At 58.6% G+C, this 25837-nt stretch carries 20 protein-coding genes and 1 tRNA gene; 4 read left to right on the top strand and 17 right to left on the bottom strand.

What is annotated here, in order from left to right:
- Positions 1-2 precede the first annotated feature (2 nt).
- The gene (locus NIM86_RS09320; RefSeq protein WP_253381370.1) at positions 3-2102 is read left to right on the top strand and encodes a hypothetical protein; all 2100 of its coding nucleotides are present in this window, start codon (positions 3-5) and stop codon (positions 2100-2102) included.
- Here NIM86_RS09320 and NIM86_RS09325 read toward each other — a convergent pair.
- Complete coding sequence (locus NIM86_RS09325; protein WP_253381372.1) at positions 2092-2436, bottom strand: hypothetical protein; 345 nt, start codon at positions 2434-2436, stop codon at positions 2092-2094. The two genes, NIM86_RS09320 and NIM86_RS09325, sit on opposite strands and share 11 nt — an antisense overlap.
- Before the next feature lie 299 nt (positions 2437-2735).
- On the opposite strand from NIM86_RS09325, the gene NIM86_RS09330 reads away from it, so the two are divergent.
- Together NIM86_RS09330 and NIM86_RS09335 are read left to right on the top strand one after the other, a co-directional pair.
- The gene (locus NIM86_RS09330) at positions 2736-3389 is read left to right on the top strand and encodes an exopolysaccharide biosynthesis protein (protein WP_253381374.1); all 654 of its coding nucleotides are present in this window, start codon (positions 2736-2738) and stop codon (positions 3387-3389) included.
- Between the two features lie 96 nt (positions 3390-3485).
- The gene (locus tag NIM86_RS09335; protein ID WP_253381376.1) at positions 3486-5285 is read left to right on the top strand and encodes a hypothetical protein; all 1800 of its coding nucleotides are present in this window, start codon (positions 3486-3488) and stop codon (positions 5283-5285) included.
- 14 nt (positions 5286-5299) lie between these two features.
- Here the strand turns inward: NIM86_RS09335 and NIM86_RS09340 are convergent, their stop codons facing one another.
- From NIM86_RS09340 to NIM86_RS09360, 5 genes are all read right to left on the bottom strand, one after another.
- Positions 5300-6655, bottom strand: a complete 1356-nt coding sequence (locus NIM86_RS09340; RefSeq protein WP_253381998.1) for an aspartate aminotransferase family protein — start codon at positions 6653-6655, stop codon at positions 5300-5302.
- A 134-nt stretch (positions 6656-6789) separates the two neighbouring features.
- Entirely contained in the window at positions 6790-7830 is a 1041-nt protein-coding gene (locus NIM86_RS09345; RefSeq protein WP_253381378.1) for an NAD(P)-dependent oxidoreductase, read from the bottom strand.
- 11 nt (positions 7831-7841) lie between these two features.
- Entirely contained in the window at positions 7842-8285 is a 444-nt protein-coding gene (locus tag NIM86_RS09350; RefSeq protein ID WP_253381380.1) for a transporter, read from the bottom strand.
- Between the two features lie 147 nt (positions 8286-8432).
- The gene (locus tag NIM86_RS09355; protein WP_253381382.1) at positions 8433-9767 is read right to left on the bottom strand and encodes an FAD-binding oxidoreductase; all 1335 of its coding nucleotides are present in this window, start codon (positions 9765-9767) and stop codon (positions 8433-8435) included.
- Positions 9768-9770: 3 nt separating this feature from the next.
- Positions 9771-11210: a UbiA family prenyltransferase gene (locus tag NIM86_RS09360; RefSeq protein WP_253382000.1), complete on the bottom strand. Its 1440-nt coding sequence runs from the start codon at positions 11208-11210 to the stop codon at positions 9771-9773.
- Positions 11211-11453: 243 nt separating this feature from the next.
- On the opposite strand from NIM86_RS09360, the gene NIM86_RS09365 reads away from it, so the two are divergent.
- Positions 11454-11529, top strand: a tRNA-Lys gene (locus tag NIM86_RS09365).
- 70 nt (positions 11530-11599) lie between these two features.
- Here the strand turns inward: NIM86_RS09365 and NIM86_RS09370 are convergent.
- The 11 genes from NIM86_RS09370 to NIM86_RS09420 form a co-directional block, all read right to left on the bottom strand.
- Entirely contained in the window at positions 11600-12850 is a 1251-nt protein-coding gene (locus tag NIM86_RS09370; protein WP_253381385.1) for a diguanylate cyclase domain-containing protein, read from the bottom strand.
- Positions 12851-12973: 123 nt separating this feature from the next.
- Positions 12974-14593 (bottom strand): TRAP transporter large permease, encoded by a 1620-nt coding sequence (locus tag NIM86_RS09375; RefSeq protein ID WP_253381387.1) that lies wholly within the window; start codon positions 14591-14593, stop codon positions 12974-12976.
- Positions 14594-14597: 4 nt separating this feature from the next.
- On the bottom strand, positions 14598-15293 hold the full coding sequence (locus tag NIM86_RS09380) for a TRAP transporter small permease (protein WP_253381389.1): 696 nt from the start codon (positions 15291-15293) through the stop codon (positions 14598-14600).
- Positions 15294-15396: 103 nt separating this feature from the next.
- Positions 15397-16404 (bottom strand): DctP family TRAP transporter solute-binding subunit, encoded by a 1008-nt coding sequence (locus tag NIM86_RS09385; RefSeq protein WP_305884457.1) that lies wholly within the window; start codon positions 16402-16404, stop codon positions 15397-15399.
- A 279-nt stretch (positions 16405-16683) separates the two neighbouring features.
- Positions 16684-18042, bottom strand: a complete 1359-nt coding sequence (locus NIM86_RS09390) for a sigma-54 dependent transcriptional regulator (RefSeq protein WP_253381391.1) — start codon at positions 18040-18042, stop codon at positions 16684-16686.
- A gap of 18 nt (positions 18043-18060) precedes the next feature.
- On the bottom strand, positions 18061-19899 hold the full coding sequence (locus NIM86_RS09395) for an ATP-binding protein (protein WP_253381393.1): 1839 nt from the start codon (positions 19897-19899) through the stop codon (positions 18061-18063).
- A gap of 205 nt (positions 19900-20104) precedes the next feature.
- Positions 20105-20953, bottom strand: a complete 849-nt coding sequence (locus NIM86_RS09400) for a xanthine dehydrogenase family protein subunit M (RefSeq protein WP_253381395.1) — start codon at positions 20951-20953, stop codon at positions 20105-20107.
- A 72-nt stretch (positions 20954-21025) separates the two neighbouring features.
- The gene (locus NIM86_RS09405) at positions 21026-23395 is read right to left on the bottom strand and encodes a xanthine dehydrogenase family protein molybdopterin-binding subunit (RefSeq protein WP_253381397.1); all 2370 of its coding nucleotides are present in this window, start codon (positions 23393-23395) and stop codon (positions 21026-21028) included.
- A gap of 113 nt (positions 23396-23508) precedes the next feature.
- The gene (locus NIM86_RS09410; RefSeq protein ID WP_253381399.1) at positions 23509-24015 is read right to left on the bottom strand and encodes a (2Fe-2S)-binding protein; all 507 of its coding nucleotides are present in this window, start codon (positions 24013-24015) and stop codon (positions 23509-23511) included.
- 223 nt (positions 24016-24238) lie between these two features.
- Positions 24239-24853 (bottom strand): Isoquinoline 1-oxidoreductase subunit, encoded by a 615-nt coding sequence (locus NIM86_RS09415; protein ID WP_253381401.1) that lies wholly within the window; start codon positions 24851-24853, stop codon positions 24239-24241.
- A gap of 81 nt (positions 24854-24934) precedes the next feature.
- Entirely contained in the window at positions 24935-25837 is a 903-nt protein-coding gene (locus NIM86_RS09420) for a PhzF family phenazine biosynthesis isomerase (protein WP_253381402.1), read from the bottom strand.

The following is a 25837-nucleotide window of genomic DNA, read 5'->3' on the forward strand; positions in this document are numbered from 1 at the left end:
CGATGGAGGAGACAGTCGGTGCTCATGCGCTCCGACAGGATCTGCGCCTGCATGCGCCTGTAGCTTCCGATAGCGTAGTCCTTATCGAAGACCCGGTTCGGAACCGCTTCTTCCGACTGCCAACCCATATGCTGGACTGGCTAACGGCACCGGAAACGGGGTGCGCCGATCAGGCAAGGCAATGCTCGCTGAGGCACGACGTAAATGCCGCGACCGAAAGCGAATATAAGGAGCTTCTATCTTTTCTCCGCGACAATCAGTTGTTGGCAACCGGCGACGCCGAAGCGTTAGTTGACGCTCGCAATCGGCAGCGGCGCTCTCTTTTTTCCCGTCTCTTCCACGCTTACCTCTTCGTCCGTATTCCGCTCATCCGCCCGCAGCTTTTTTTGGACAAAGCCTGGCCGTATGTCCGTTTTCTTTTTTCCCGCGGCTTTCTGGTCCTGACACTGATTGTCGCGCTTTTTGGACTGTGGTTGACCGGCCGACAATGGGATGGATTTCGAGAAACGTTTTCCAGTCTTGCGAGCCTGGAAGGTGCAGCGCTCTACGGAATAAGCCTGATCCTCCTCAAGTTTTTGCACGAAGGCGGCCATGCTTTCATGGCGAAACGCTACAGTATACCGGTGCCGAGAATAGGCGTGGCTTTCATGTTGATGATGCCTGTCCTCTATACGGACACGACAGGCGCATGGCGCCTGCCGCGCCGCCAGCGAATGATGATCGGCGCAGGCGGGCTTATCGTTGAGCTTTTCATCGCCGCGTATGCGACCCTCGCCTGGGCGCTGCTGCCGGACGGAGCGGCGCGGTCAATCGCCTTCGCTCTTGCGACCCTGAGCTGGGTAATGAGTGTGCTTGTCAATCTCAACCCATTGATGCGGTTCGACGGTTACTACCTGTTTTCTGATCTGATTGGATTTGAAAACCTGCAGCACCGCGGTTCTGCCCTTGCCCGCTGGAAGATGCGTGAAACGGTGTTTGGATTCGGCGATCCGCCACCCGAAAAGCTGTCAGGGAAAATGAGTTCCGTCGTGATCCTGCACGCATACGCCAGTTGGATCTACCGCTTCTTCCTTTTTCTCGGCATCGCGCTTGTTGTCTACCATTTAGTCGCAAAGCCGCTGGGAATCTTGCTTCTCTGCGCCGAGATCAGGTTTTTTATAATCAGGCCAATATTCAGTGAATTGAAGAGCTGGTTCGAGCAACGCGGTCGGCTTCGGCTCAATCGCCAGACAGCCATTACACTTGTTACCGTAACCGTACTGGCGCTCGCTCTCTTTGCACCGTGGCAGGGCCATATTCGCGCACCCGCCGTTATGAGAGACCGTCAGGTTACCGATCGTCATCTTGCTGCGCCTGCCGTCCTCGAAAGCATCGAGGAAACGGTGGCAGCCGGCAGGCGTCGTCTCGCCATCAAAGCGAGCGACCCTGACCTTCCCTATCTAAGGGAAGCCGCAACGGCCCGTCTTCGATTGGCCGAAATCCGCCTCGCACGAATTGCCGCGGACACACAGGAGCGAAGCGAAAGGCGCATATTTGCGCAACAGGTCGCTTCCGCGAAGGCCGAATTGAAAGAGTTGGAAGAACGAGCAGCCGCATTGCGGATCGTCGAACCTGATCCAAGTAGCGAGGAGTTCGATCTTGTTTGGGTTGCGGAGGCGCTACATGGAGGCCGCTGGATCGATACGTCGACCTCGCTCGGTACGATTGCGCAACGCGGTGCCCCACTGGCCAGAGCTTACGTGAACGAGGAGCAACTTGAGCGCATCCAAATAGGAAGTGAAGCAGCTTTCGTACCCGACGATCCTGAGTTGTCGGTGAGAAAAGGCGTTATTGTCGAAATTGCAGCCGCGCCGAGCCCGCTTCTCGATCTGCCGCTTCTTTCTGGCGAATTTGGCGGTCCGATAGAGGTCGAAGACGCATCGGGAGTTGGTCAGGCGCCGACCACGCCGCATTTCGCTATTACCGCCAATTTGGAAGCGCAAAGCGACACGCCGCGCTCGGAATTACGTGGGAGCCTCATAATCTCGGCCGACAGGCGAGCGCCAGCCAGCCGTTATATCCGCCACGCTGCAACCGTCCTGCTTCGTGAACTCAACTTCTAGAACGGCGCGTCAACCTGCGATAGTTCTTCTTCACCTGACGCATCGACGGATATAGTGCGGCATTCGCCGCCCTGTCCTGCGCATCGGAGAATGTGGTTGAAACCGAGCGTCCGCTCATAAGGTCGTAGGGCAGCCATGCTGCGCGGGTGAGATAGGCGGAGAAGCCGGCCCACGCGCCGACCTGGGCGGCAATCAGCTTTTCGGTAACGGCTCCGGTCGTCTCAGAACGCTTATCGGCCGGTAGAGCCAATTCGGCGAACATGAGCGGCAAACGCATCGCCATCACGGCAGGAACCAGGAAGAGAGCAGGATCTGCCGAACGAAGCTTAATCATTGAAGGACTTTCAGCCATTAAGGCGTTAGAGGTGCATTTCGCCATGACGCGATGAGAAACAAACGCGGGCTGAGCTTGACCGTTCCTTAACCCTTAGTCCACCTGTTCGTCGATTTATCAAGGGGTCGAAACACACGAGCACCGGCCCGGGGAACGTTATTTATCGTCCGCGGCACCCGTTATCATTCCGGTATCTGGCGTGACTTTCGACCTTTGGCCATCGAAGAGTGCTTGCCCAATGCGGCCCGGCCAACTATCTGCGTGACCGCTGAACCCAAATTCCCGGAGCATCGCTCGCATTGGATCTGCCTGCCCGTCAAAGGCCCCCCTATCGACGCCTCTCCGAAGTGCTTCGGCAAATCGAACCGGAAACCGATGGCAGCGTGGGTATTCGCACGATCGCCGATGCGCTCGGCGACCGTTCGTTCGCGACAATCTTGATGGTGTTCGCCTCGTTCAATCTTTTGCCGCTGCCGTTCGGCACCAGTGTTTTTCTCGGTATTCCGCTCGTAATTATCGCCTGGCAGATGGTGATGCGCCAGGAAAGGGTCTGGCTGCCCCGGTTCATCCTGAAACGGTATCTGCCCGCGAAGGCATGGCGATTTTTGATCGATCGGATCGTGCCGCTTATCGAAAAGGGCGAGCGCTTCATCAAGCCGCGTTACTGGCCCGCAAATCGCGCCCGCGCGGAACGTATGATCGGCTTTCTCCTTCTCATTCTGGGAATTGCCGTTGTCATGCCTATCCCGCTGGGTAACTGGCTTCCGGCGCTGGCATGTTTCACAGTCGCGCTCGGCCTGTCGGAAAGAGACGGGATCGTCCTCGCAATCGGCACTTTGATCGGCGCGGCTTCCCTCATCATCATCGCCCTCGTGCTTTCCGGAGCAGGCTTTGCCGTGGAATGGGTCAGCGAGAAGATCGATGCCCTACCACATGATCCGCCGCGACCCTGATCGCGCTCCCGGCAAAAGATGTATCGATCCGGCACGTTGACCCACCAGCCAGCGTTGAGGCAATGAAGGGCGATAAGAACGGGTCGGGATAAATCAATGATCGCGAGAGCAGGTAGTCCGCAACGCGGGTGGATAAGCATTGCCTTGCCAGGCTTGCTGGTTCTCGGACTGGTCCTCTTTCTGCTTGCCATCCTGATCGTCGTGCGCCACGTGCCCGTCGGGCCGATGTACTGGGATCTGTACATCTATTTCGACGCAGTCCAAAGGCTGCGGACCGGGCAAATTCCGGCGGTCGATTTCTTTATGCCGGCCGGCCCGCTCTTCTACTGGATTTTTGACTGGGCACTGCGACTGCTGCCGAAAGCACAGCCGCTTCTATTGATTAGCTGGTCGGTTCTGTTGATTACGGGTCCAGCCATGGTGATCGCCTGCACAGCGGCAGCGCGCCGGTCGCTGATCGAGAGCCTTCTATATCTTCTGCCGTTTCTGGTGTTCACGGCACTGCCTTTCAACACGCAGGAATTCTACCCCTTCCCCGGTTCTGACGGTTTCGGCATCTATAACCGCCACGGCGCGCAACTCCTCTACGTCCTCGTCGTCACTGTGCTCGCACTGCGACACACCCTGCTCATGGCGGTGATGATCGCCCTTCTCATGCTGGCGCTGTTTCTGACGAAAATTACCGCATTCGCAGCCGGCGGCCTGATATGCCTCTTTGCGCTTGCCACCCTTCGCATTCCGTTCCGCCACGCACTTGTCTCCGCTGCGATCTTCCTGATCGCATTGACCGTTCTCGAACTGGTCTATCGGCTGCCTTCCGCTTACATTTTCGATGTCCTCACCCTTGTCAGTATGAACGAAGGGTCGCTTCTGCCGCGATATCTGCAGGGCGCTTCAATCAATATCGTGCCGCTTTTGGGTGGCGGAATACTTGCACTCCTGACGCTGCGGTGGCCGGCGGGTGGCGAAATCCCTCCCGACGGCGCGCGATGGATGCAATGGCATGAACGTATTGCCGCCTTGCTGGACCGCATCGGACTTTGGGTTCTGGTGACGCTGCTCGCCACGCTCATCTACGAGACGCAGAACACCGGGAGCCAAGCCATGATCGCGGCGATTCCGCCCGCGCTTCTGGCGTGCCAGCGTATTGCGTGGCAGCAGGGTCCGTCGATCGGCAACATCACAAGGGTCGCTATGGCTGCCCTGCTCGTGATGCCGCTTGCCGGCGCGGTCACGGAAAAGGCTGCAAGGACGTGGATCGGCGCAATCAAGAACGAGCCTATCGCAGCCGCCAATCTGAAGACGGTTGGCAGTGTCACGGCTCGGCCGTTTTTTATCCGGCAGGCCGAAGTACATTTGAAGGTCGCACTTCAGCATCAGGAGACCTTCGAGACTTTCATCCAGGAAGGCGAACTGCCCAGTCCGCTTCGCTATTCCGACTTCGAATTCCAGATTCGCCTGATCTGGACGATGGACGCTCTGGTTCGCCAGTTACAGCAGATCGAGAGCCGGCGCGGTGTCCGCTTCGATACCATCATGACGCTCGACTTCACCAACCCGATACCGTGGGTGATGGGTAGGAGCGCCCCAAAACATATCGCAATCGGCGCCGATCCCACGCGTACTGTTCCCGAACCGGATGAGGAAGCGGTCAAAGCCGTCGCCGAAACCGATCTGGCTCTTCTGCCGACCTGCGCCCCTCGCGCCAATACCGCCCACCTTTTGAGAATATATGGGCCAGCCCTGCAAAAACACCGGCGCATGAGACTGACACCCTGTTACGACGGGTTCGTCCATCCCCGGCTAGCCGGTTCGCTAGCGCCCGGCGCGGATCGATCCGCCAATACAGAGGAAGCCCGTCCGCAAAGCGAAACCGGCTCCCCTGAAACGCAATAGCGAAAGCGGGCTTGTCAACCGACCTGGCTGGCAACAAAATCCTTGACGATCCGTACCACACCTTTGGAGAGCACGCCGTCGAGCGCGTCGATAAACTCATCGACATGCGCGCGGGTTGCGATCAGCGGTGGCTCCAGGCGGATGACGTTCCTATTATATTCGGTGAACGCGACCAGCACGCCATGATCGCGCAGAAGCGCCGAGCCGATGAAGCCGGGTAGAGATCCTTTAAGCTTGTCGTCCAGCATCGCGATCATCGGTTTAACGACGAGCGGCATTGCCTGGCTGAAATCGTGGAACTCCAGGCCGATCATCAGTCCCCTCCCCCGGACGTCCTTGATCAGCTTCGGATAGCGAACCTTTAGCTCTTCCAGCCGCTCGATCAAATAAGCGCCGGTCTGCGCGGAATTCTCGATCAGTCCCTCATCGTAAAGCACGTTCAATGCTTCGATAGCGGTAATACAGGCTTCCCCAATGCCACCGAAGGTCGCTTGCGCGTGGATCATCGCGTTTTTCGGCGTGCCATAGGCTTTCATATAGATTTCGCGTTTGGCGATCATCGCCGCCATGGCGGTCTTGCCGCCGCCCAGACTTTTGGCGAGAGCCGTGATGTCCGGGACGATGCCGTGATGTTCGAAGGCGTAGAACTTGCCCGTCCGTCCGTAGCCGCACTGCACCTCGTCGCAGACCATGATGACGCTATAGCGGTCGCAGAGAGCCCGAAGTTTGGTCCAAAAACCTTCCGGCGCCTCGATGATGCCGCCTCCTCCCTGGACCGTTTCCAGCACGATAGCGCCAATGGTGCGGTCCGAGCGAAATGCACTTTCAATGGCTTCGATATCACCGAACGGCACGCGAACCGTCTCATCGACGAGCTTGAACTGGCCGCGGTAGAGTTCGCCATCTGTGATCGAAAGCACGCCCTTCGTCTTTCCATGGAAAGAATTGACGGCGTAAACGATTTTCGGCCGATCCGGGCCAGCGGCGCGCTCCGCCAGCTTGACCGCCGCTTCCATTGCCTCTGAGCCTGATGAGCCGAAAAACACCATATCCAGATCGCCCGGCGACACCGTGGCGAGATTCTTCGCCAGCGCCGCCGCGTACTGGCTCATGAAGGCGATGGCGATTTCGTGCCGGTTCTCATCCTGGAAACGCTTGCGCGCCTCAAGAATGCGAGGGTGGTTGTGTCCGAGCGCCAGAGAACCGAATCCGCCGAAGAAATCGAGAATTTTTCGGCCGTTCTGGTCGTAATAATACATGCCTTCGGCACGCTCGACTTTGACCTTGTTGAAGCCCAGCAGCTTCATGAAATGCATCTGGCCGGGATTGATATGGGCCATGAACAGATCGGCCATCGTGCCGAGCGTCATGGACGTCGCATCCTCCACGGTGAGGAGATCGGGCTTCGGAGCGCCCGGCAGAGTATCCGGCGCCAGTTCGGGCGCATCCAGATCGAGGCGTTCCGCGCTCTGCGGTCTATCGATTACATTCACTGCGTCGCTCCTCATTCCGCCGCCTCGAGATAGCCGGCATCGTTTTTGGCTTTCATTGCGCCGTCACCGCCGGCTTTCTTGGCGTGGTATTCGTCATAGGCGGCGATCAGCATGTCTTCGTCGCGATATTGGGGCACCCAGCCGAGATCGCGCTCGCCCTTCGAGACGTCGAGCAGGCAGTCTTCGTCGGCGATGAGATACTGCTCGGGGTCCATCAGCGGCATGTTCATCCAGTCCAGCAGATTCAGCGTCTGCTTCACCGCCCAACCCGGCGTTGGCACCAGAACGGATTTCGATCCGGCGTGCTTGATGAGCTTTGTCAGAAGGGCGCGAACGGAGGGCGGATTGAGGGAGCCCAAATTGTACGCTTCGTTCGGGCAGCCATGGATCATGGCGAGCCGTGCGGCCTCGGCACAATCGAAAACGGAGATGAACTGATAGGGGTTTTTACCCGATCCGATCATCGGCACCGGCAGATTGCGGTCGACGAGCTTGAAGAGCTTTTCCAAAATGCCGAGACGGCCAGGCCCGATAATGAGGCGCGGGCGGAAGAGCGTGATGTTCATCCCCTTCTTGCGCCACTCCTCGGCCAGTTCTTCGGTCCGCAACTTCGAAAGCCCGTACTCGCCGAGCGGCGCAACAGGGTGATCCTCGGTCATCGGATAATGAACGGTGTGGCCGTAGACCATGTCGGTGGTGAAGTGCACCAGCTCGCGCGCCCCCACCTTGTCCATGGCCTCGATGATGTTGACCGTGCCATCATAATTGACCGGAAAGAAAAAGTCGTGCCGCTTGGCGCGCACCTGAAGGGGCGAGAGCATCTTGGCCGAAAGATTGTAAATCTTGTCGTCCGAACGCAGTTTGAGAGCTTCGATAGACTGCCGGTCAGTCACGTCGCAATGAGTGAAGGCGACGCCCTCCTCATAATGCGGCAATCCACTTTTGACGATGTCGGCTACGATCACCTCATGGCCATCACCGACAAGCTTCGGCGCCAGATGCCGACCCACGAAGCCATCGCCGCCGAAAATGATATGACGTTGTTTTGACATGGGATTGGATCTCACTTGAGCGTTGAAGATGAAACGGGTTTTGCAGCGCTGATGTCCGTCGGCTCGGCGGTATCGGCGTGGCCTTCGCGACCCGACTGGGCGATCAGCACGGTGCCGACGCAGATCAGCGCAATGCCGCCGATACGCAGCGCATTCAGATCTTCGCCGAAGAGTTGCCAGGCCAGAACGGCAACCAGCACATAGGCGAGCGACAAGAATGGATAGGCAAATGAGAGATCGACCTTCGACAGAACGAACAGATGGCTCGCCATCGAGACCACGAACATGCAAAGGCCGAAAAAGACCCAGGGCTGAAAAACGATCTGCAGTATCCTGAGAAGAGGATGGACACCCGGCACTGCCAGATCGCCCAACTGCATCATGCCGTGCTTTAGCATGAGCTGGGCAAATGCATTGGTCGCCACGGTAAACAGGATGAACGGAATATATTTCATTTCGGCACAGTCTTTGTTTGAGTTAGCGACAGCCTAGTGTTCAAAACGTTCGAACCCGTAAACGCGAATGCCGAAATTGGCCGCACAGCAGGCGTTTTGATGCGTAAAGTTAATGTTTTGAATTGAAGGCTTTTCCGTAACAATCCGCTAACTGCGCTCTTTCAGCACAAGCCCGGTCCGTCGCCAGAAATCACTCATGAGTGACGGATCTCTCGATCTCTCCAGCTTTGGCCAATCGGGAAACCCGGCAGCGTAAGTATCGGCGCTCATTCGCGCATCTTTGTAGGGATTGACCGCCCCACCCGCCGCGATCGTGATTGCATCGAGCCGGTTCAGAAGTCGCCGCGTACGGTCGCCCTGATTTGGAAAATCGAGCGTCAGTGTGTAACCCGGCCGGGCAAACCCCATCAGTCCTGCGCTCCCCTCTTCGCCAAACCGCTTCAGTACGGTGAGGAACGAGCCAGCGCCCTCCTTCTCTGCGGCCTCTAGCAAAGCGGGTAGCGCGTCCGCCGCACTATCGTAGGGAACGACGGATTGATGCTGATAAAGACCATTTGGCCCGTACAGGCGGTTCCAGTCACGCACCCCGTCCAGTGGATAGAAATAGCTTTGCCAGCTTGTGCGTGACGGCGTACCGGCTTTACGAAGCTGAGAGAAACGATACGCGCCGTTGAACAATTTGAGGAACGGTCGATTCAAGACGTTAAGAGGCGGCTGGAACGGAACAGAAAGACGCGCTCCGCCAATGGCAACATCGCCCGCCGGGCCGCTCTCAGCATGGTTCGCCGCAAGCAGGACGCCCCTGCCCCGCTTCGCGCCCGACGCCATCTGATCGATCCAGGCGACGGCATATTCGTTCGTCGCATCGGCCGCTTCGGCCATGGCGAGATAGTCGCCGATCGTGCCGAAGGGTGTCACGGTCTGAACGACATCGAGAGAGGCAACACGCATCAGGCGAAGCCGCGCCGAAACGATCACGCCGGTCAGACCCATCCCGCCAATGGTCGCATAAAACAGCTCAGCTTCATTTGTTGGGCTGATATCCCGAACGCCGCTATCGCTACGGGCGATGGTCAGACTTTCGATATGCGCGCCGAATGTGCCGCGGCGATGATGGTTCTTTCCATGCACATCATTGGCGATTGCCCCGCCCAGCGTGACGAAGCGCGTGCCGGGCGTGACCGGCAGAAACCAGCCATGCGGACCGCAATGGGCGATGATGGTTGCCAGATCGACGCCGGCTTCCGCATCGAGAAGGCCCGTTTGCGGGTCGAAGGAGAGGATGCGCTCCGCTCGGCCCATATCGATCAGATGACCCTCATCATTATGGCAGCTATCGCCATAGGAGAGCCCTTTGCCGAAGGGCAGAAACGTATCGGCGAACGACCGATCCTGAAAGCGAGGTAGAGCTTCATCCGGCGTCAATGCGTGCCGCATTGCCGGTCGGAGCCGGCCGAAACTCTGATAATCGGGCTGCGCCATTGTCTACAGAACCAGCGCGCCCACGACCAGCAGGGCGCCAATGGCCGCAACCGCCTGGCTGCGCCAATCGCTCATGATGAAAACAATCGGGTCGTCATGCATCTCGCCGCGATAGGCGAGAATCCATATCCGCATGCAGATAAAGAGTATCGCAGGCGCCAACGGCCACAGAAGCCAGGGCAGCGAATACTGGCCGGCCACGGAATCGGACTGAATGTAGAGAGCCAACACCATAGCCGCGCCGAAGCCCGACGAGACGCCGCTCATGGCGATGATGGCCTTGTCTTCGCCGCGATAGGCGCGGCCTTCGATCTTCCGGCCGACCTGAAGGCCACGATCGTTCAGTTCCACGAACCGTTTCACGAGTGCGAGCGATAGGAAGAAGAAAATGGAAAAGCCCAGGAGCCAGAACGAGACATCCACCTGTGTCGCCGCCGCGCCGCCGATGATGCGCAGCGTATAAAGCGATGCCAGCGTGAAAACATCGATGAGAAGCATCCGCTTCAGGGCGAAGGAATAGGCGGTCGTCGCCAAAAGGTAGACGGCCAGAACGCCTGTAAACGCAACGGGAAGGAACAGAGACAGCGCGAACGCCGCGATGAGCAGAACCGCGGTCGACATAAGGCCGAACGGAATGGAGAGCCTTCCCGAGGCGAAGGGGCGGTTTTTCTTGGTCGGATGGGCACGGTCGAGCGCCATGTCGAAACAGTCATTGACGATATAGATCGCAGATGCCGACAGCGAGAACGAGAAGAATGCGACGATAGCCTGTGTGACCGTGGTCCAGTTGCTGTACTCATGCGCCAGCATCAGCGGCACGATGACCAGCACGTTTTTCAGCCATTGATGAACACGCAGCATTTTACGGATGTCGCGCCAGGAAATCGGCTCATCAACCAACCTTTGCGCATCGTTGCGCAATGCCCAGCGGCGTGCTGAGGCATCTGGCTGAACGACAGTGCCCTGCCTTGCGGCCGCCAGCACCGGCAAATCGGCGCGGCTGTTACCGACATAGTCGAACCCGGCCTCACCATAGAGTTCGACGAGTTTGTCGGCCTTGTTTCGGCTGGTCATATTGCCTTGATCTTCCGTCGCGATGACCGCATCGAAGAGACCGAGATGTTCGGCAATTTCATCGGCCACGGGCTTCGGCGTGCCTGTCGCCAGAATAATTGTCCGTCCCTTTCGCCGCTCATCGCGTATAAGACCCACAACGTCATCCCGGTAAGGCAGTGCCGGAACGTCCCAGTCCGCCCGCCGCGCCACTTCGTGCTTGAGCCGCGCTGGTCCACCGGACGCGATCCAGATCGGCACAAGAAAAAGAATGAGCGGGTTCGACCGCAGCAGACGGAAGAGACCTTCCCATAGGAGATCGGTCGAAACCAGCGTGCCGTCTAGGTCTATGGCAAGCGGGATAGACTTGATGTCGGTCCGTGCATCCATGATAGCTGTCATCGTTTGGTTGTGGTGGCTCATACCTGCTTCATGCCATCAAGAAATGACCACGGACTGAAGAGGCGTCGCCGATCGACGATTGAATGATCTCACGGCTAACAGAAGCCTAACTCCGTGCCGGACACAGCTCCCAAGGCGTGCCGGCACTTCCGCGCTTGGCAAGATGGCGTCAAACCGCTTTGAAAGGGCTGGACAGACAATCGCGCACCGCCTATATGGCCGCGACGGTTCGGGTGATTAGCTCAGTTGGTAGAGCAGCTGACTCTTAATCAGCGGGTCGTAGGTTCGATCCCTACATCACCCACCAAAATCAATGGTTTGCGATCCGTTCTTTAAGCATCGCTTGCAAATTTTGCCCGATGCAAGTCGATTGCTTCTCATGCGGTGAGTTTGAGAAGACCATAGGGCGAGCTATCCGGCTTTTTCCGTTTTTGCTCATACATCATGGTATCGGCGGCCTGCAGCATGCCCAGCACATCGTCGAAATCGCCGTATTCGGCATAGCCGATACTCGCCGACATCTGGATCGTCCGGCCTTCGTGGACAAATGGCCTGCCAAGCGATCGCAACAGGCGCTGCGCAACGCCAGCCGCCTGCTCCTTGTCCGATCCCGGCAGAACAATAGCGAACTCATCGCCGCCAACGCGGCAAGCCATATCCGTACCGCGGCACGAATCCTGCAGTCGGCGGGCGAATTCCTTTAGTACCGCATCGCCGACGAGATGACCGTAATTGTCGTTGATAGGCTTGAAATCATTGAGATCGATGATCGCTACGGAGAATGGTTTGCCATCGGGCTCCCTGGCGAGCCGTTCGAGCTTGGCATCAAAGGCGCGCGTATTACAGAGATTGGTAAGCGGGTCGCGTTGCGACTTCTGCTCCAACTCGTGCTCACGAAGCTTCTCATTCGTGATGTCGACAGTTACGCCGCAAACCGCGACCACCTTCCCGGTCTCATCCACCACGGATTTGCGCCGGCATCGCATCCACCGTGTCTCGCCCGTCAGCGTCGTTATCCGGTAGTAGGTGGTCATGGTGCCGACTTCGCCGCTCATAAGCGTTTCGAGACCGGCAGCGCACCCGTCGGATTCGTGGATCAGCGCCATCCATTGCTCACCGCTGAACGGCTTGCTCGGATCGCTGTCCGCCAGCATGGCGAGGCCTTTCGAGGCGGTAAACTCACCGCTCGCAATATCGAGATGCCAGAAGGCGCCATCGATAACATCGATAGCGAGTTCCAGGCGCGCATTGGCTTCCCGCAGCGCCCTTTTCTGCCTCATCACGTCGGTCACGTCCTGAAAGACCGTCACGACGTGACTGACGCTTTCCGAGCCCGGCTGACGCAATGGCGTCAGAGTGATGTTGAGAAAAGTCGATGCCTCTTCGCCTTCACGCTCATCGGTGAAGGTCGTCATCTTTCCGCCGCTCAGGCAGGTCTTGTATTTTGAAGAAATCTGCTCGCCGGCTTGCCCCGGCCATGCTTCCAACGGTGTTTTTCCGATGAAGTTTTTTTCGTCGATACCGAGCATTTGCTCGACGAGGGAATTCAGTCCGACATAGCGGACCATCCCATCATCCTGAACCTCTACAAGCGAGGCCGGCACACCGAGCATTTCGATATCGATCATCGTCTTACCTCCGTCGGCGTGAAGGTAGAGCAACAGATTTAATCGGCGGTGAATGAAGAGGTGAAGATATTAGCGTTCGGCACCGGCAGGCCCATAAAAAGGCCTGCCGGCATAGGCGATTGCCTATCGGTTGGTAATGATCTCTGGCCCCATCAGCGCGGTGGGAACGGCGGTCGAGAGCCACGGCACATAGGTCACGAGAAGCAGGAAGATGAACAGCACGCCCACGAAGGGCATTGCCGCTCGGACCACCTGTATCAGGCTCATCCCCGTTATACCGCTTGTCACGAAGAGATTGAGCCCGATTGGCGGCGTGATCATGCCGATTTCCATGTTCACGACCATGATGATGCCGAGATGGATCGGATCGACGCCGAGTTCCATTGCGATAGGGAACACGACCGGCGCCACGATCAGCAACAGGCCGGACGGTTCCATGAACTGCCCGCCGATCAGAAGCAGGATGTTCACGGCGATAAGGAAGGTGAACCAGTTGAAGCCGTAGTCCAGCATCATCGCGGCAATGGCATCGGGAATACGCTCCGACGTCAGCACATGAGCAAAAAGCAGCGCGTTGACGATGATGAACATCAGCATGACGGTCGTCTTGCCGGCATCGACGAGCACCTTATGCGTATCGGCGTGGAACAGCGCTCCAAAAAAATGCCGGCCGACCTGTCCGAGATTTCGGCCCCAGACCGGCAGACCCGCTCCCAGCGTACCGGGAACGGCGGCTGCGCCACCCTCGGCCCGCCACAAGGGGTAGGCGATAAGGATCAGAGCCGCACAGACGAGACCGATCAGCGCCCTTGAGCTGAAGCTCCCCTCACCCGCTTCGGCAAAAGCGAAGAAGGACAACATCATCCATACGAAGAAGAATGCCAGTGCATAGACCAGCGCTTTGAAACCGACGACCGCCCGCCGGCTATCGGTCGGTTCGGTCCAGGCCTTCTCCTTCAACGGTCCCATATCGCGATAAATGAAGAGCGCCACGAAGGCCGCATAGACTGCAGCGACGGCCGCCGCTTCGGTTGGCGTGAAGACGCCGCCATAGATGCCGCCAAGGATGATGACGATAAGAAAGAGGCCCCAGCCGGCTTCCTTGCCGCCTGCGATGACTTCTCCGAAGCCCTTCCATTCTTCGGCGGGGAGGTTCTTTCGCCGCGCCTGGATATAAATGGCGATCATCAGCATGAGACCAGCGACGACACCCGGAATGATGCCGGCAAGAAACATGCGACCGACCGACACGTTCGTAGCAGCGGCATAGACCACCATCACGATAGAAGGTGGAATGAGGATGCCCAGCGTACCGGCATTGGCGATGATGCCGGCGGCGAATTCCTTGGAATAGCCCACCTGTCGCATACCGGCGATGGCGATCGTGCCGATGGCCACCACGGTTGCGGGCGACGAGCCGGACAGGGCCGCGAACATCATGCAGGCGAAGACGGACGCCATAGCGAGACCGCCGCGGAAATGACCGATAGTGGCGATGGCGAAATGGATGATCCTTCGGGCAACGCCGCCTGTCGACATAAAGGCCGACGCCAGAATGAAGAAGGGAATTGCGAGCAGCGTATAGTTCTGCGAAGCCGTGAATAGCTGCAGCGCGACCGAACTCATGGAATCCGACGAGAACAGCGCAATTGTCAGGACCGAGGATAGGCCGAGAGAAATCGCGACAGGTACGCCCAGAAAGAGAAGACCGAGCACCATGACGAAAAGAAAAGTGGTTTCCATGCCCTCACTCCTTCAGCGTGTTCAGGTTTTCGGACACGAGTTCTTCCGCCTCGTGGCTTGCGACGATCAATTCACGCTCGCCGAGCGCAATTGCGATGACGGCCTGCAGGGACCGGAATGACAGGAGCGCCAGTCCAATGGGCAACATGAGATAGGCGACCCAGCGCTGTACGCGCTCCTGCACGCCGAAGGTTTCGCTGACCCAGTTCGGATAACGTAAATCGTCCAGTCCCGTGCCGCGGTCGAACATGAAATTCCAGTAGCCGATCGCTCCGCTCTGACGCCAGTTGCCGCCGACATCGACGCCAAAGATGGCAAGGAAGCCGCTATGAAGAAGTATCAGCCCATATGCGAGGGTACAGAGCGCGCCGAATATCGCTGCCGCCTTGAAGAGCGGGCGCGGGAACAACCGAATGACGGCATCGACCCCGAGATGCAGACCTGTCCGGACGCCGTAGCTCATACCAAAGAGGATCAGCCAGGCGAAAAGAATACGAGTCGCTTCCAGGGCCCCACCCCAGCCGGAATTGAACCCGTAACGCGCAACGACCTGCACGAAGGATATGAGAGTAATCAGCGCCAGAAGAAGGGCGATGATATTTTCTTCAAGTTTCGCTACGCCGACCGGCCAGCGCCTTTCGGCAAGAAACAGCCCGACGACGAGTACCACCAGCGCAACGCTGGGCCACAAAAGGTCCATTCGGAACCCCCCTCAATCCCCAAAGAGCCCACCGGCGGGTTTCCGCCGGTGGGTGTGATAGCTGACATGCCCGCCTTTTTCAGACGGTTACATCGATCAGCAATCAGTTGGTGGACGAACTCGAGGCTTTCTCGATGACATCCGCACCGATATCGCCTTCGAACTGCTTCCAGACCGGCTTCATGACGGAAACCCAAGCCTGGCGCTGTTCGGGGGACAGTTCGCGAATTTTACCGCCGGCATCCAGGATGGACTGACGGCATTCGCCTTCTTTATCGGCGACCTGCTTGTTCGCTTCGGCAAGCGTGCTGTCGACGATGCTCAGGAACTGATCGCGAACTTCGCCATCAAGACCGTCGAGAAAGTCCTGGCTGGTGATGACGCCGTAAGCCAGCACCTGGTGGTTGGTCTCGGTCACGCCGTCCTGCACTTCGAAGAACTTCTGCGTGTAGATATTGCACCAGGAGTTTTCCTGACCATCGACAACGCCGGTCTGCAAAGCGCCATAGACTTCCTTGAAAGCCAGCTTCTGAGCCGAGGCATTCATCGCCTCGATCATCGCGACCGCGACGTCGGATGTCTGAACGCGGAACTTGAGGCCCGACGCATCTTCAGGCTTTTCCAGCGGCTTGTTTGCAGAGAACTGCTTCAGGCCGGACACGATATAGCCGAGGCCGGTATAGCCTTCGCTTTCGAGGGCTGCGAGCAGCTCCTTGGCATCGTCGGAGCCCATATAGCCGTTGGCTGTGTCCAGCGATGTGAACAGGAACGGCAGATCGTAGAGACGAAGCTTCTTGGTGTAGGCCTCGAACTTGGATAGCGACGGCGCTGCAAGCTGAACGTCACCGAGCAGCAAGGCTTCCATGACCTTGTCATCGTCATAAAGCGTGGAGTTCGGATAGACCTCCATGCACATCTTGCCGTCCATTTCACTATTGACCTTTTCAGCCAGTAGCTGTGCGGCGTCGCCCTTCGGGTGACCGCTCGCCGCCACGACATGGCTGAAGCGGACAACGGTTTCGTCACCGTCGCAACCTGCAGGATCGGCCATGGCCTGACCGGCACAAACGGAAATAGCGAGCGCCGAAACGGCGCCAAGCATTTTGGACATATGTTCCTCCCTTGGTACCCGAAAGCCATGGCTGATTGCATGGTCGGGCAATTGCATATTCATGGATGGTGGGCGCGCGGCCCAACAGCCTCCTACCTGTTGCAAACGGCGTGCCATTTCCCAAGAAAAGAACGATAACGTTCATTTTCAATAGGATAGATGGATCGCCATTCGCCCATCCATTCGATCGATGCGTATCGATCAACCCATGCTAAGCAGATAAATGGGTGGCTGGCTACACAATACGGTGGTGGAGAAACGCGCCGGTGACGAACCCGATCAGATATCGTCGCCTTCGGTCTCGGCGTGAGCCGCAATACCCAGTCGACGGATCTTGTCGTAGAGCCCCTTTCGCGAAAGTCCCAGCGCTTCATAGGTCGGCTTCATCCGCCCCTCATTTCGGCTGAGTTCCGCTTCGATGATCGCTTTTTCGTATAGGGCGAGTTGGTCGGAAAGAGAGTGGCCGGACGAAGTCAGTCCATCCTCGATCTGCGGCGCGGATGACAGTCCACGCCATAGACCCAGCACCCAGCGGTCGGCGACATTGCGCAGTTCGCGCACATTTCCCGGCCAATCGTATCCCATCAAATCGGCCTCCAGAGCCGGTGTCATCGGTGGAATATCGCGGCGGTAACGCGCCCTCGCCTCACGCGCCAGATGATGGAAAAGTAGCGGGATGTCCTCCTTGCGCTCTTTCAGGCTGGGGATCGTGAGGCTGATCACGTTGAGACGGTAGTAGAGATCGGCGCGAAAGCGGCCGGCCTGACTTTCCTTTGCCAGATCGGCCTTGCTCGCTGCGACAAAGCGGACGTCGAGCGGTTTCACCTTATTCGAACCGAGCGGCTCGACCACCCGCTGTTCGATGACGCGAAGCAGCTTGACCTGCAAGTCCAGCGGCATGCTCTCGATCTCATCCAGGAAGACGGTGCCGCCATTGGCATGCTCGATCTTGCCGACCCTCTTGCTCTTTGCGCCTGTAAAGGCGCCGGGTTCGTGGCCGAAAAGCTCGCTTTCGATGATGTCGGCCGGCAACGCCCCGCAATTGATAGCGACGAAATGGCCGGAGGAGCGCGAGCCTGAATCGTGCAAAGCGCGTGCAACGACTTCTTTCCCCGTACCGGTATCGCCACGCACCAGCACGTCAGCATCCGTATCGGCCAGCGCGGCAATCTCATCGCGCAGGTGCCGCATCGCCGGTGTTCGACCGACAAGCCTCTCTTCGACAGCGGATACGCTTTCCAGATGCTCTCGCAGAGACCGGTTTTCCAGCGCAAGGCGACGCATGTGCAAAGCCCGCCGCACGACGCTGGCAAGTCTTAGCGTTGGAAACGGCTTCTCGATGAAATCGTAGGCCCCGTCGCGCATCGCCTGCACCGCAAGCGGCACATCGCCATGGCCGGTGATCAGAATAACCGGCAGCGCAGGATCGATCGCCAGAACAGCCTTTAACACGTCAATACCGCCCATGCCGGGCATGCGAATGTCGGAGACCACAATTCCCTCAAAACGCCGCGTCACGCTTTCCAACGCTTCGAGCGGATCGGCAAAATCGAGAACTTCATAACCTTCCAGTTCGAGTCCCTGAGACAGCGAAAGCCGCAGATCGTCATCATCATCGATCAGGATCACCTGAGACATGTCGAAACTTTCACTCGCTTATGCTGTTGCGTGATCGGCCAGCGCCTTGGGCGGCTCGCTGGCCTCAGCCGGTAGGAGCCGGATTTCGAAACAGGCGCCGCCCATCGCTGAGGAGCCCGCAGAAATACCGCCACCGAAATCGGTGACGATGCTATCGACAACTGACAAGCCGATGCCCAAACCCTCACCGACACCTTTAGTCGAAACGAAAGGCTCGAAAATCTCGCTAGCGGGACGATCCGGCAGACCCGGTCCGTTATCTTCGATCCGGATCAGACAAAAATCATCCGACCGAGTGGCGGATATGGATATCCGTGGCGTATCCGTTTCGGGCCGTCCCGTGCCGGGCTCAACGCCCAACCCTTCCAGAGCATCGGCCGCATTGTTGATGAGATTGACCAGAACCTGCGTCAGGCGAAGACGCCCGCCCATGACACGGATATCTTTTCCGACATCTTCGCTGTTCAGTGAAATACCTGCCTTTCTGAGGCGTGGTCCCGTGAGCATGAGAGCTTCGTCCAACGCGGCCGACAGACTGGTCGGCGCGATATCCGATCCCGGTCGGCGTGCAAATCCAAGAAGGGACTTCGACAAGTCTCCCATGCGCTCGGTCAGCCGGATGATGTGCGAGAGGGAAATGTCCGCCCGTTCCGGTTTAGACCTTGAGAGAAACGTCCTGGCATTCTCCGCCTGACTTCTCACCGCCGCTATAGGCTGATTGTATTCGTGGCTCAGCGTCGCGCTCATCTGGCCTAGAACGGCGAGCTTGGCAGTGTGAATGAGTTCCGACTGCGTTTTTCTCAATTGCTTTTCGGCCAGTTGGCGTACCTCGACCTCCTGTTCGAGCGACTGATTGACGGAACGCAATTCGACGGTTCGGTCACGAACCCGGCGTTCCAGCCGCAAAGCCTGCGCGCGTTCGTTGCGAAGACGAAGTGCTGCGATTTCCGATCGCTTCAGAAGCGTCAACCCGGTCAGTCCGGCAAGAACGGTCAGGAGCAAGCCCGTTGTAAGAGCGAGATCGACAGTCCGTGATAGCGGCGTCGCGTCCACAAGAGCATGGAGACGCCAGTCGAGAAGAGGAAGGTCGAGTTCTGCGAGATAGGCCAGTTTTGTCGCGTCGTCCTCCGGCTCCGATCTCAGACGGACAAGTCCACGCGTACCTCCTTCAGCGACAAGGAGGCCCGGCGCGTCAGCGTGGGAATGAAGCTGCGCGCCTTTCCAAAGCGGCCGGTTGCCGATCAGGATAACGTCACGCCAGGTGACCAGGATCGGCTCATGGGAAAGCGCCCATATATTTTCGAGCTGGTCCAGCCCGACAAGCACGACGATCGCGCCCAGAAAAGCATCGTCGCGCCGAATAGCTGACGCAAACGCATAGAGCGGTTGGCCGAGAGAGCCGCTGAATGTCTGCCGGCCCAAGCGGTTCTGCATCGCCGTCCGCAGCAATTCGCCCCCACCGAATTCATGCCCATCGAATTCTCCATGGGCTGAAGCGAAGACCGAGCCATCGGGCCGAAGAAAGAGAACATCTTTCGCGCCGGAAAGGCCTGCCGCTCGTTTGGCTTCGGTAATTCCTGAACGGCTATCGTTTTCCGCGAAAATGGTCTGGATGGTGTCGCGCCCTGCAAGCAGCGGCGGAAGAAGGCGAAATTTATCGAGATGGCCGGTCAATGCCGAACTTTGCAACGCCAGGGTCTCGGATGCCTGTCGCCTTAAATCGGCGATGGCGCTGTCACGGGCAAAATGCTGGAGCGTGAGAACAAGCGCGGTGCCAATAATCAGCACGGCAGCGATCAAAGCACGCGTCAGATAGCGGAACTTGCGCCGGACAGCGTAACCTGAACGAACAGCCATAAATTTGTTCCGATACCAAACCCGACAAACACCGAATAGGGCCTTCTAACAGCCAAGCAGGACGGCCAGCAAACCGGAGCGTGGAATATTTGCAGAGCTGCATAACCAGGCGGCGCGTCTTTTAAAGCTGGGTGAAACGAAGCCGGCCCCGAACCTAAGAGGCTCGGGGCCGATAAAATGGCACGCAGCTACAGGCCGCGCGGCGTCAGGCCGCAGCCGTACCGGCGGGCGTCGCCGCCTTGGTATCCGGATCGCCACCATTGGCCAGCACGACCGCGCGCTTGGCCATCGCGACAATCAGCGCCGCTCGATATTCCGGCGATGCATGGATGTCGCCCATCAGATTACTGGAATCGACCGACTTTCCATCGAGTGACGCGGCCGAGAAATCGCCGGCCAACGCGTCTTCGAGGCCGGTCGCGCGGAAGACCCCATCATCGCCGGCTCCAGTCACGGCGACGCGAACGCCATCAGCCGTTTTTGCGACGAATACGCCTGCCATCGCGTAGCGCGACGCCGGGTTTGGAAACTTGCCGTAACCGCTTTTTTCCGGTGCCTGAAAAGCAACGCCGGTAACGATCTCGCCTTCCTCCAGCACGGTATCGAAGAGACCTGTAAAGAAATCCTCGGCGGAGACCTCGCGTTTGTTGGTGCGGATAACCGCATTCATGGCGATCATTGCCGACGGGTAGCAGGCCGCCGGATCGTTGTTGGCGATAGAGCCGCCGATCGTGCCCATGTGACGAACCATGGGGTCGCCGATATGGCTTGCCTGATAGGCCAGGCCCGGCACCTTGGACTGAAGGATCTCACTGGTGGCGATGTCGTTGTGGCAGGTCGCGCCGCCAATGACGATCATGTCGCCCTCTTCGGAAACGCCCTGCATGGCGTCGACATGGCGCAGATCGATCAGATCGGATGGGGCAACGAGGCGCTGCTTCATGGTAGGCAGCAAGGTCATGCCGCCGGAGAGATAACGGGGATCGCTGGCGCCCTGGGCCAGATTGGCCGCTTCTTCAACACTTTGAGCGCGGTGATAAGTTGTCTGATGCATAATATGAACTCCGGGTTCCTGAGACGGTGAAGGGAACCGGCGAGGACCAAGCCCCGCCGGCCTCGTCCGCTTCTATTCAGCTGCCTGCGCCATGGCCGCCCCACGAATGGCCTGCCAGACCTTCATCGGTGTTGCGGGCATTGTGACCGCCTCTGTACCGATCGCATCGGTAATCGCATTGATGACCGCCGGCGGAGAGCCGATTGCGCCCGCTTCGCCGCAACCCTTTATACCCAATGGATTGCCCGGGCACGGAGTGGTCTGGTGACTGACCTCGAACATCGGAACATTGTCCGCCCGCGGCATGCAATAATCCATATAGCTCGCGGTAATCAGCTGGCCGCTATCGGCATCGTAATGCACGCCTTCCAGAAGGGCCTGCCCGATGCCCTGCGTCAGGCCACCGTGAACCTGCCCCTCGACGATCATCGGATTGATGATGTTCCCGAAATCGTCGGCCGCGACAAAGCGGAGAATCTCGGTCTTACCGGTCTCCGGATCGATCTCGACCTCGCAGATGTAGCAGCCGGCCGGGAAGGTGAAGTTGGAGGGATCATAGAAGGCGGTCTCCTTCAGTCCCGGCTCAAGTCCTTCTGGCAGATTGTGCGCCGTGTAAGCGCCAAGCGCCATCTGGAACCACGGCAACGTCTTGTCGGTCCCGGCAACCTTCAACTCGCCGTTCTCGATTTCGATGTCGCCCTCATCCGCTTCAAGCAGATGCGCGGCAATCTTCTTGGCTTTGGCTTCGACCTTGTCGAGCGCCTTCACGATAGCGCTCATACCGACCGCGCCGGAACGCGAGCCATATGTGCCCATGCCCATCTGCACGACGTCGGTGTCGCCGTGGACGATAGTGACTTGGTCGAGCGGCAGACCGAGACGTTCATGCACGAGCTGAGCGAAGGTCGTTTCATGGCCCTGCCCGTGGCTGTGACTGCCTGTCAGAACCTCGATCGTACCGGCCGCATTCACGCGCACCTCAGCCGATTCCCAGAGACCCACGCCTGCCCCGAGAGAGCCGACCGCGGCAGACGGCGCAATGCCGCAAGCCTCGATATAGCAGCTCATGCCGATACCGCGCAGTTTGCCGCGGTTGCGGCTTTCCTGCCGGCGGCTTTCGAAGTTCTTGTAGTCGATCTCTTCCATCGCCGCATTCAGCGAGGCTTCGAAATCGCCTGCATCGTAATTCATGATGACCGGCGTCTGATGCGGGAACTCGCGGATGAAGTTCTTTCGCCGCAGTTCCGCAGCATCGACTCCGAGTTGGCGTGCTGCCTGCGTCATCGTCCGCTCGACCAGATAGGTGGCCTCCGGACGCCCCGCGCCGCGATAGGCGTCAACCGGGGCGGTATTGGTATAGACCGCCTTCACATTGGCGTGGATGTTCGGGATATTATACTGGCCCGATAGCAGCGTGGCATAGAGATATGTCGGCGTCGCGCTCGAAAAGAGCGACATGTATGCGCCGAGATTGGCTACCGTTTCGACCTTCAGCCCGACAATCTTATGATCGGCATCGAAGCCGATCTTCGCCGTACTGCTATGGTCGCGACCATGGGCGTCCGTCAGGAAGGCCTCGGTGCGCGTCGCCACCCATTTGACGGGCACGCCCGTGCGCTTGGACGCCCACAGACATACGACCTCTTCCGGGTAGATGTAGATTTTCGCGCCAAAGCCGCCGCCGACATCCGGCGCGATGACGCGAAGCTTGTTTTCTGGCGCGACGTTATAGAAGGCGCTCATGACCAGACGGGCGACATGCGGGTTCTGGCTTGTTGTCCAGACCGTGTAATGATCCTCAGCCTTGTTGTAATGGCCGAGCGCGGCCCGTGGCTCCATCGGATTCGGCGACAGCCGGTTGTTGCGGATTTCGACCTCGACCACGTGGGCGGCGCCGGAAATCGCATCGTCGGTCGCCTGCTCTTCACCGATCTCCCAGTCGAAAATCAGATTGTTCGCCGCTTCCGGATGAAGCTGCGGCGCTCCTTCGCCGAGCGCATCGACAGCATCGACCACCGCGGGCAACGGCTCATAGTCGACAGCGACCATCTCGGCGGCATCGAGCGCAATGTCCCTCGTTTCTGCAACGACGATCGCCACCGGGTTACCGACATGGCGGACCGTGTCGGTCGCCAGCGGGCTCCATGCGCCCATATTCATCGGCGACCCATCCTTGCTGGAGACTGCCCAGCCGCAGATCAGATCGCCGATACCGTCTGCCTTCAGTTCCGGCCCGGTCAGGACGTCGATAACGCCCTCCATCTCAAGCGCCGCGCTTTTGTCCACGCCGTTGATTTTTGCGTGAGCGTGCGGCGAGCGCACGAATGCCGCATGCATCATCCCCGGCACCTTCATATCGTCGGTGTAGCGGCCGAGACCGGTGATGAAACGCTTGTCTTCCTTTCGCGCCACCCGGGCGCCGATACCGTGTCCTTCAGACATTTCCGATGTTCCTCCTGGCAGAAAGCGCATGCGCTGTCGGCCTTTTACCTGCTTGAAAATCGGCTTTCCGGTTGCTTGATCTGGCGTGCGGCCGGAAGCCGTTCTGCTCGAATTCACTCAGCGGCTTCGTTGAGCCGCGTATCGCTTTTCGCCATCTCATCGGATGCAGCGAGGATCGCCTTGACGATGTTGTGATAGCCGGTGCAGCGGCAGATATTGCCTTCGAGATTCTGGCGGACCGTCGCCTCGTCCAGATTACCCGGCCCATAACGACGAACCATGTCGATTCCGGCCATGATCATGCCGGGCGTGCAAAATCCGCATTGCAGGCCGTGATATTCCTTGAAGGCTTTCTGCATCGGATGCAGTTCGTCATATCCGGCGTTCGCTGCTTCGATGGTCACAACTTCCGATCCATCGGCCTGCGCTGCCAGAACGGTGCAGCTCTTCACTGCCTTGCCATCCATATGAACGACGCAGGCGCCGCATTGCGTGGTGTCGCAGCCCACATGGGTGCCGGTGAGATCGAGTTCGTCGCGCAGGAAATGCACGAGCAGCGTGCGGTCCTCGACGTTCCGCTTCACCTTTCGCCCGTTTACGACAAGCGTCACTTCAGACATTGAATTTTATCCTCCCGATAAGCGCACCCGGCCGCCACATCGCAACCGCCTGCTCAAGTAAATGCCGTCCCATACTCTTCGGTCAATGCGAAAAGGGTGCCATAGGACTTTGGTGCAGTAGCCGCGTGAAAAGCGCAAAATGCTGTAAAAACCGAGACGCAGCCATCGAAATCGAGAGTTGTTAGCGTCGCAAGACGCACAGCCCTCCAGGCGGAGGACCAAATCAATCGGTGGGGCAGCCAGCACCCGCCGCTACCCACGCCTGGGTCAGAGCGCCGAAGATTTCCTGACTGCCTGGAGCCGGCTCTCGGCCCTCCCCCGGTTCCCAGCCCCAGCCCACGAGACCATCTCGCGCGTTATGCTCGACCAGATCCCTCAGCGTCTTGCCACCATTTCGCTCCGGGTCTTTGATCTGTTCGCAGATCGCCCGCAAAGACAGACCGATCCAGCCCATCTCCTTCGGAGCCAAATGCCACGGATCGTGGCCGGGGATAGACCCCTCACCAGTAGTGTAAGCGACATTCTCAGAACCGTGACAGGTATTGCAACGCATCGCCGCCGCCCCGAAATCCGCTTCGCCACGAACGACCGGCGGATTGTGGATCTGCATGGCGTCACCCTGCCGGGGTGTATCGTCGACTGGATGACAGTTGAGGCAGCGCGGATGCTGAAGCACCTTACCCATTTCCTCAAACAGAGCCGCCGCCCGCTTTTCGCGATCAGCGATAGACGCGAATGCATCCGGACCGCTTAAATCGTCCTGTGCATTGGCGGCCCAGCCCACAGTAAGAAACCCTGCCAGTACGACGAAACGGCAATAGCGCATAAGTCCCAACAAGGCGTACTCACAATCACGGGTTGCTTTCGCCCGGAAAGTTAGAGCGTAACAGTCACCAATCGAGCGTTGGCACCCAAACTGCTAGAGAAGCAGCTTGCCTTCCGCAATCTTGACCGCATGGCCGCCCAAACGGGCCTTGGTCAGTTTGCGGTTTTCGACATCCAATTCGAGCCGCAACGCGGAAGGCCGACCCATTTCGACACCCTGCTCGATCAGAACGATATGCGGCCCGTCATGCGGCGCATCGAATTCCATTATGACCCCCGCAAAAGCTGCTGCCGCGGCTCCCGTTGCAGGATCTTCTGCGATCCCGAACGCCGGCGCGAAAAGCCGAACGTGATAGGATGCGTCGTGGCGGATCGTATCGCGGGTGTAGAGATATACCTCACCGAAACCGCTTCGCTTCGAAAAGGCGGGCCATCCATCGGTGTTGGTGCTGGCCCGCCCGATCGCTTCTAGGCCGTCCACCGGCACGCAGAGAAACGGCACACCGGCGGAATAGAGGGTCGGAACATGATTCTCGAACCCGATTTCCGCAGCCGACAGGCCAAGCGCCTCGGCGATCTCTTCTTTCTCAAGGGTCAATTCGGCTGCTACGGGAAGTTTTGGCAGGTCGAACTCGGCAAAATGCGTTCCTTGATCGTCCTTGACCACACAGCGAACGAGGCCGACGCCCTCCTCCAACGTCACGATACGGCCATCGCCGGCGAGGCCGCCGCGTCGTTCTATGATGGCGACGGTCGCGCCCACAGTCGGATGACCGGCGAAAGGAAGTTCCGACTTCGGTGTAAAGATCCGCGCTGCCGCACTGTGCGAGTCGTTCTCGGGCGATACCAGGAAGATCGTTTCAGAAAGATTGAACTCGCCTGCGATTGCCGCCATGTCGGTGTCGCTCAAACCGTCGGCGTCGAAGACCACGGCCAGCGGGTTCCCTTCCAGCTTTGTGGCTGTGAAAACATCGTAGATGGCATAGTCGCGGGTCAC

The organism is Notoacmeibacter sp. MSK16QG-6 (assembly GCF_024158145.1).
In the GTDB taxonomy this organism is placed as follows: domain Bacteria; phylum Pseudomonadota; class Alphaproteobacteria; order Rhizobiales; family Rhizobiaceae; genus Notoacmeibacter.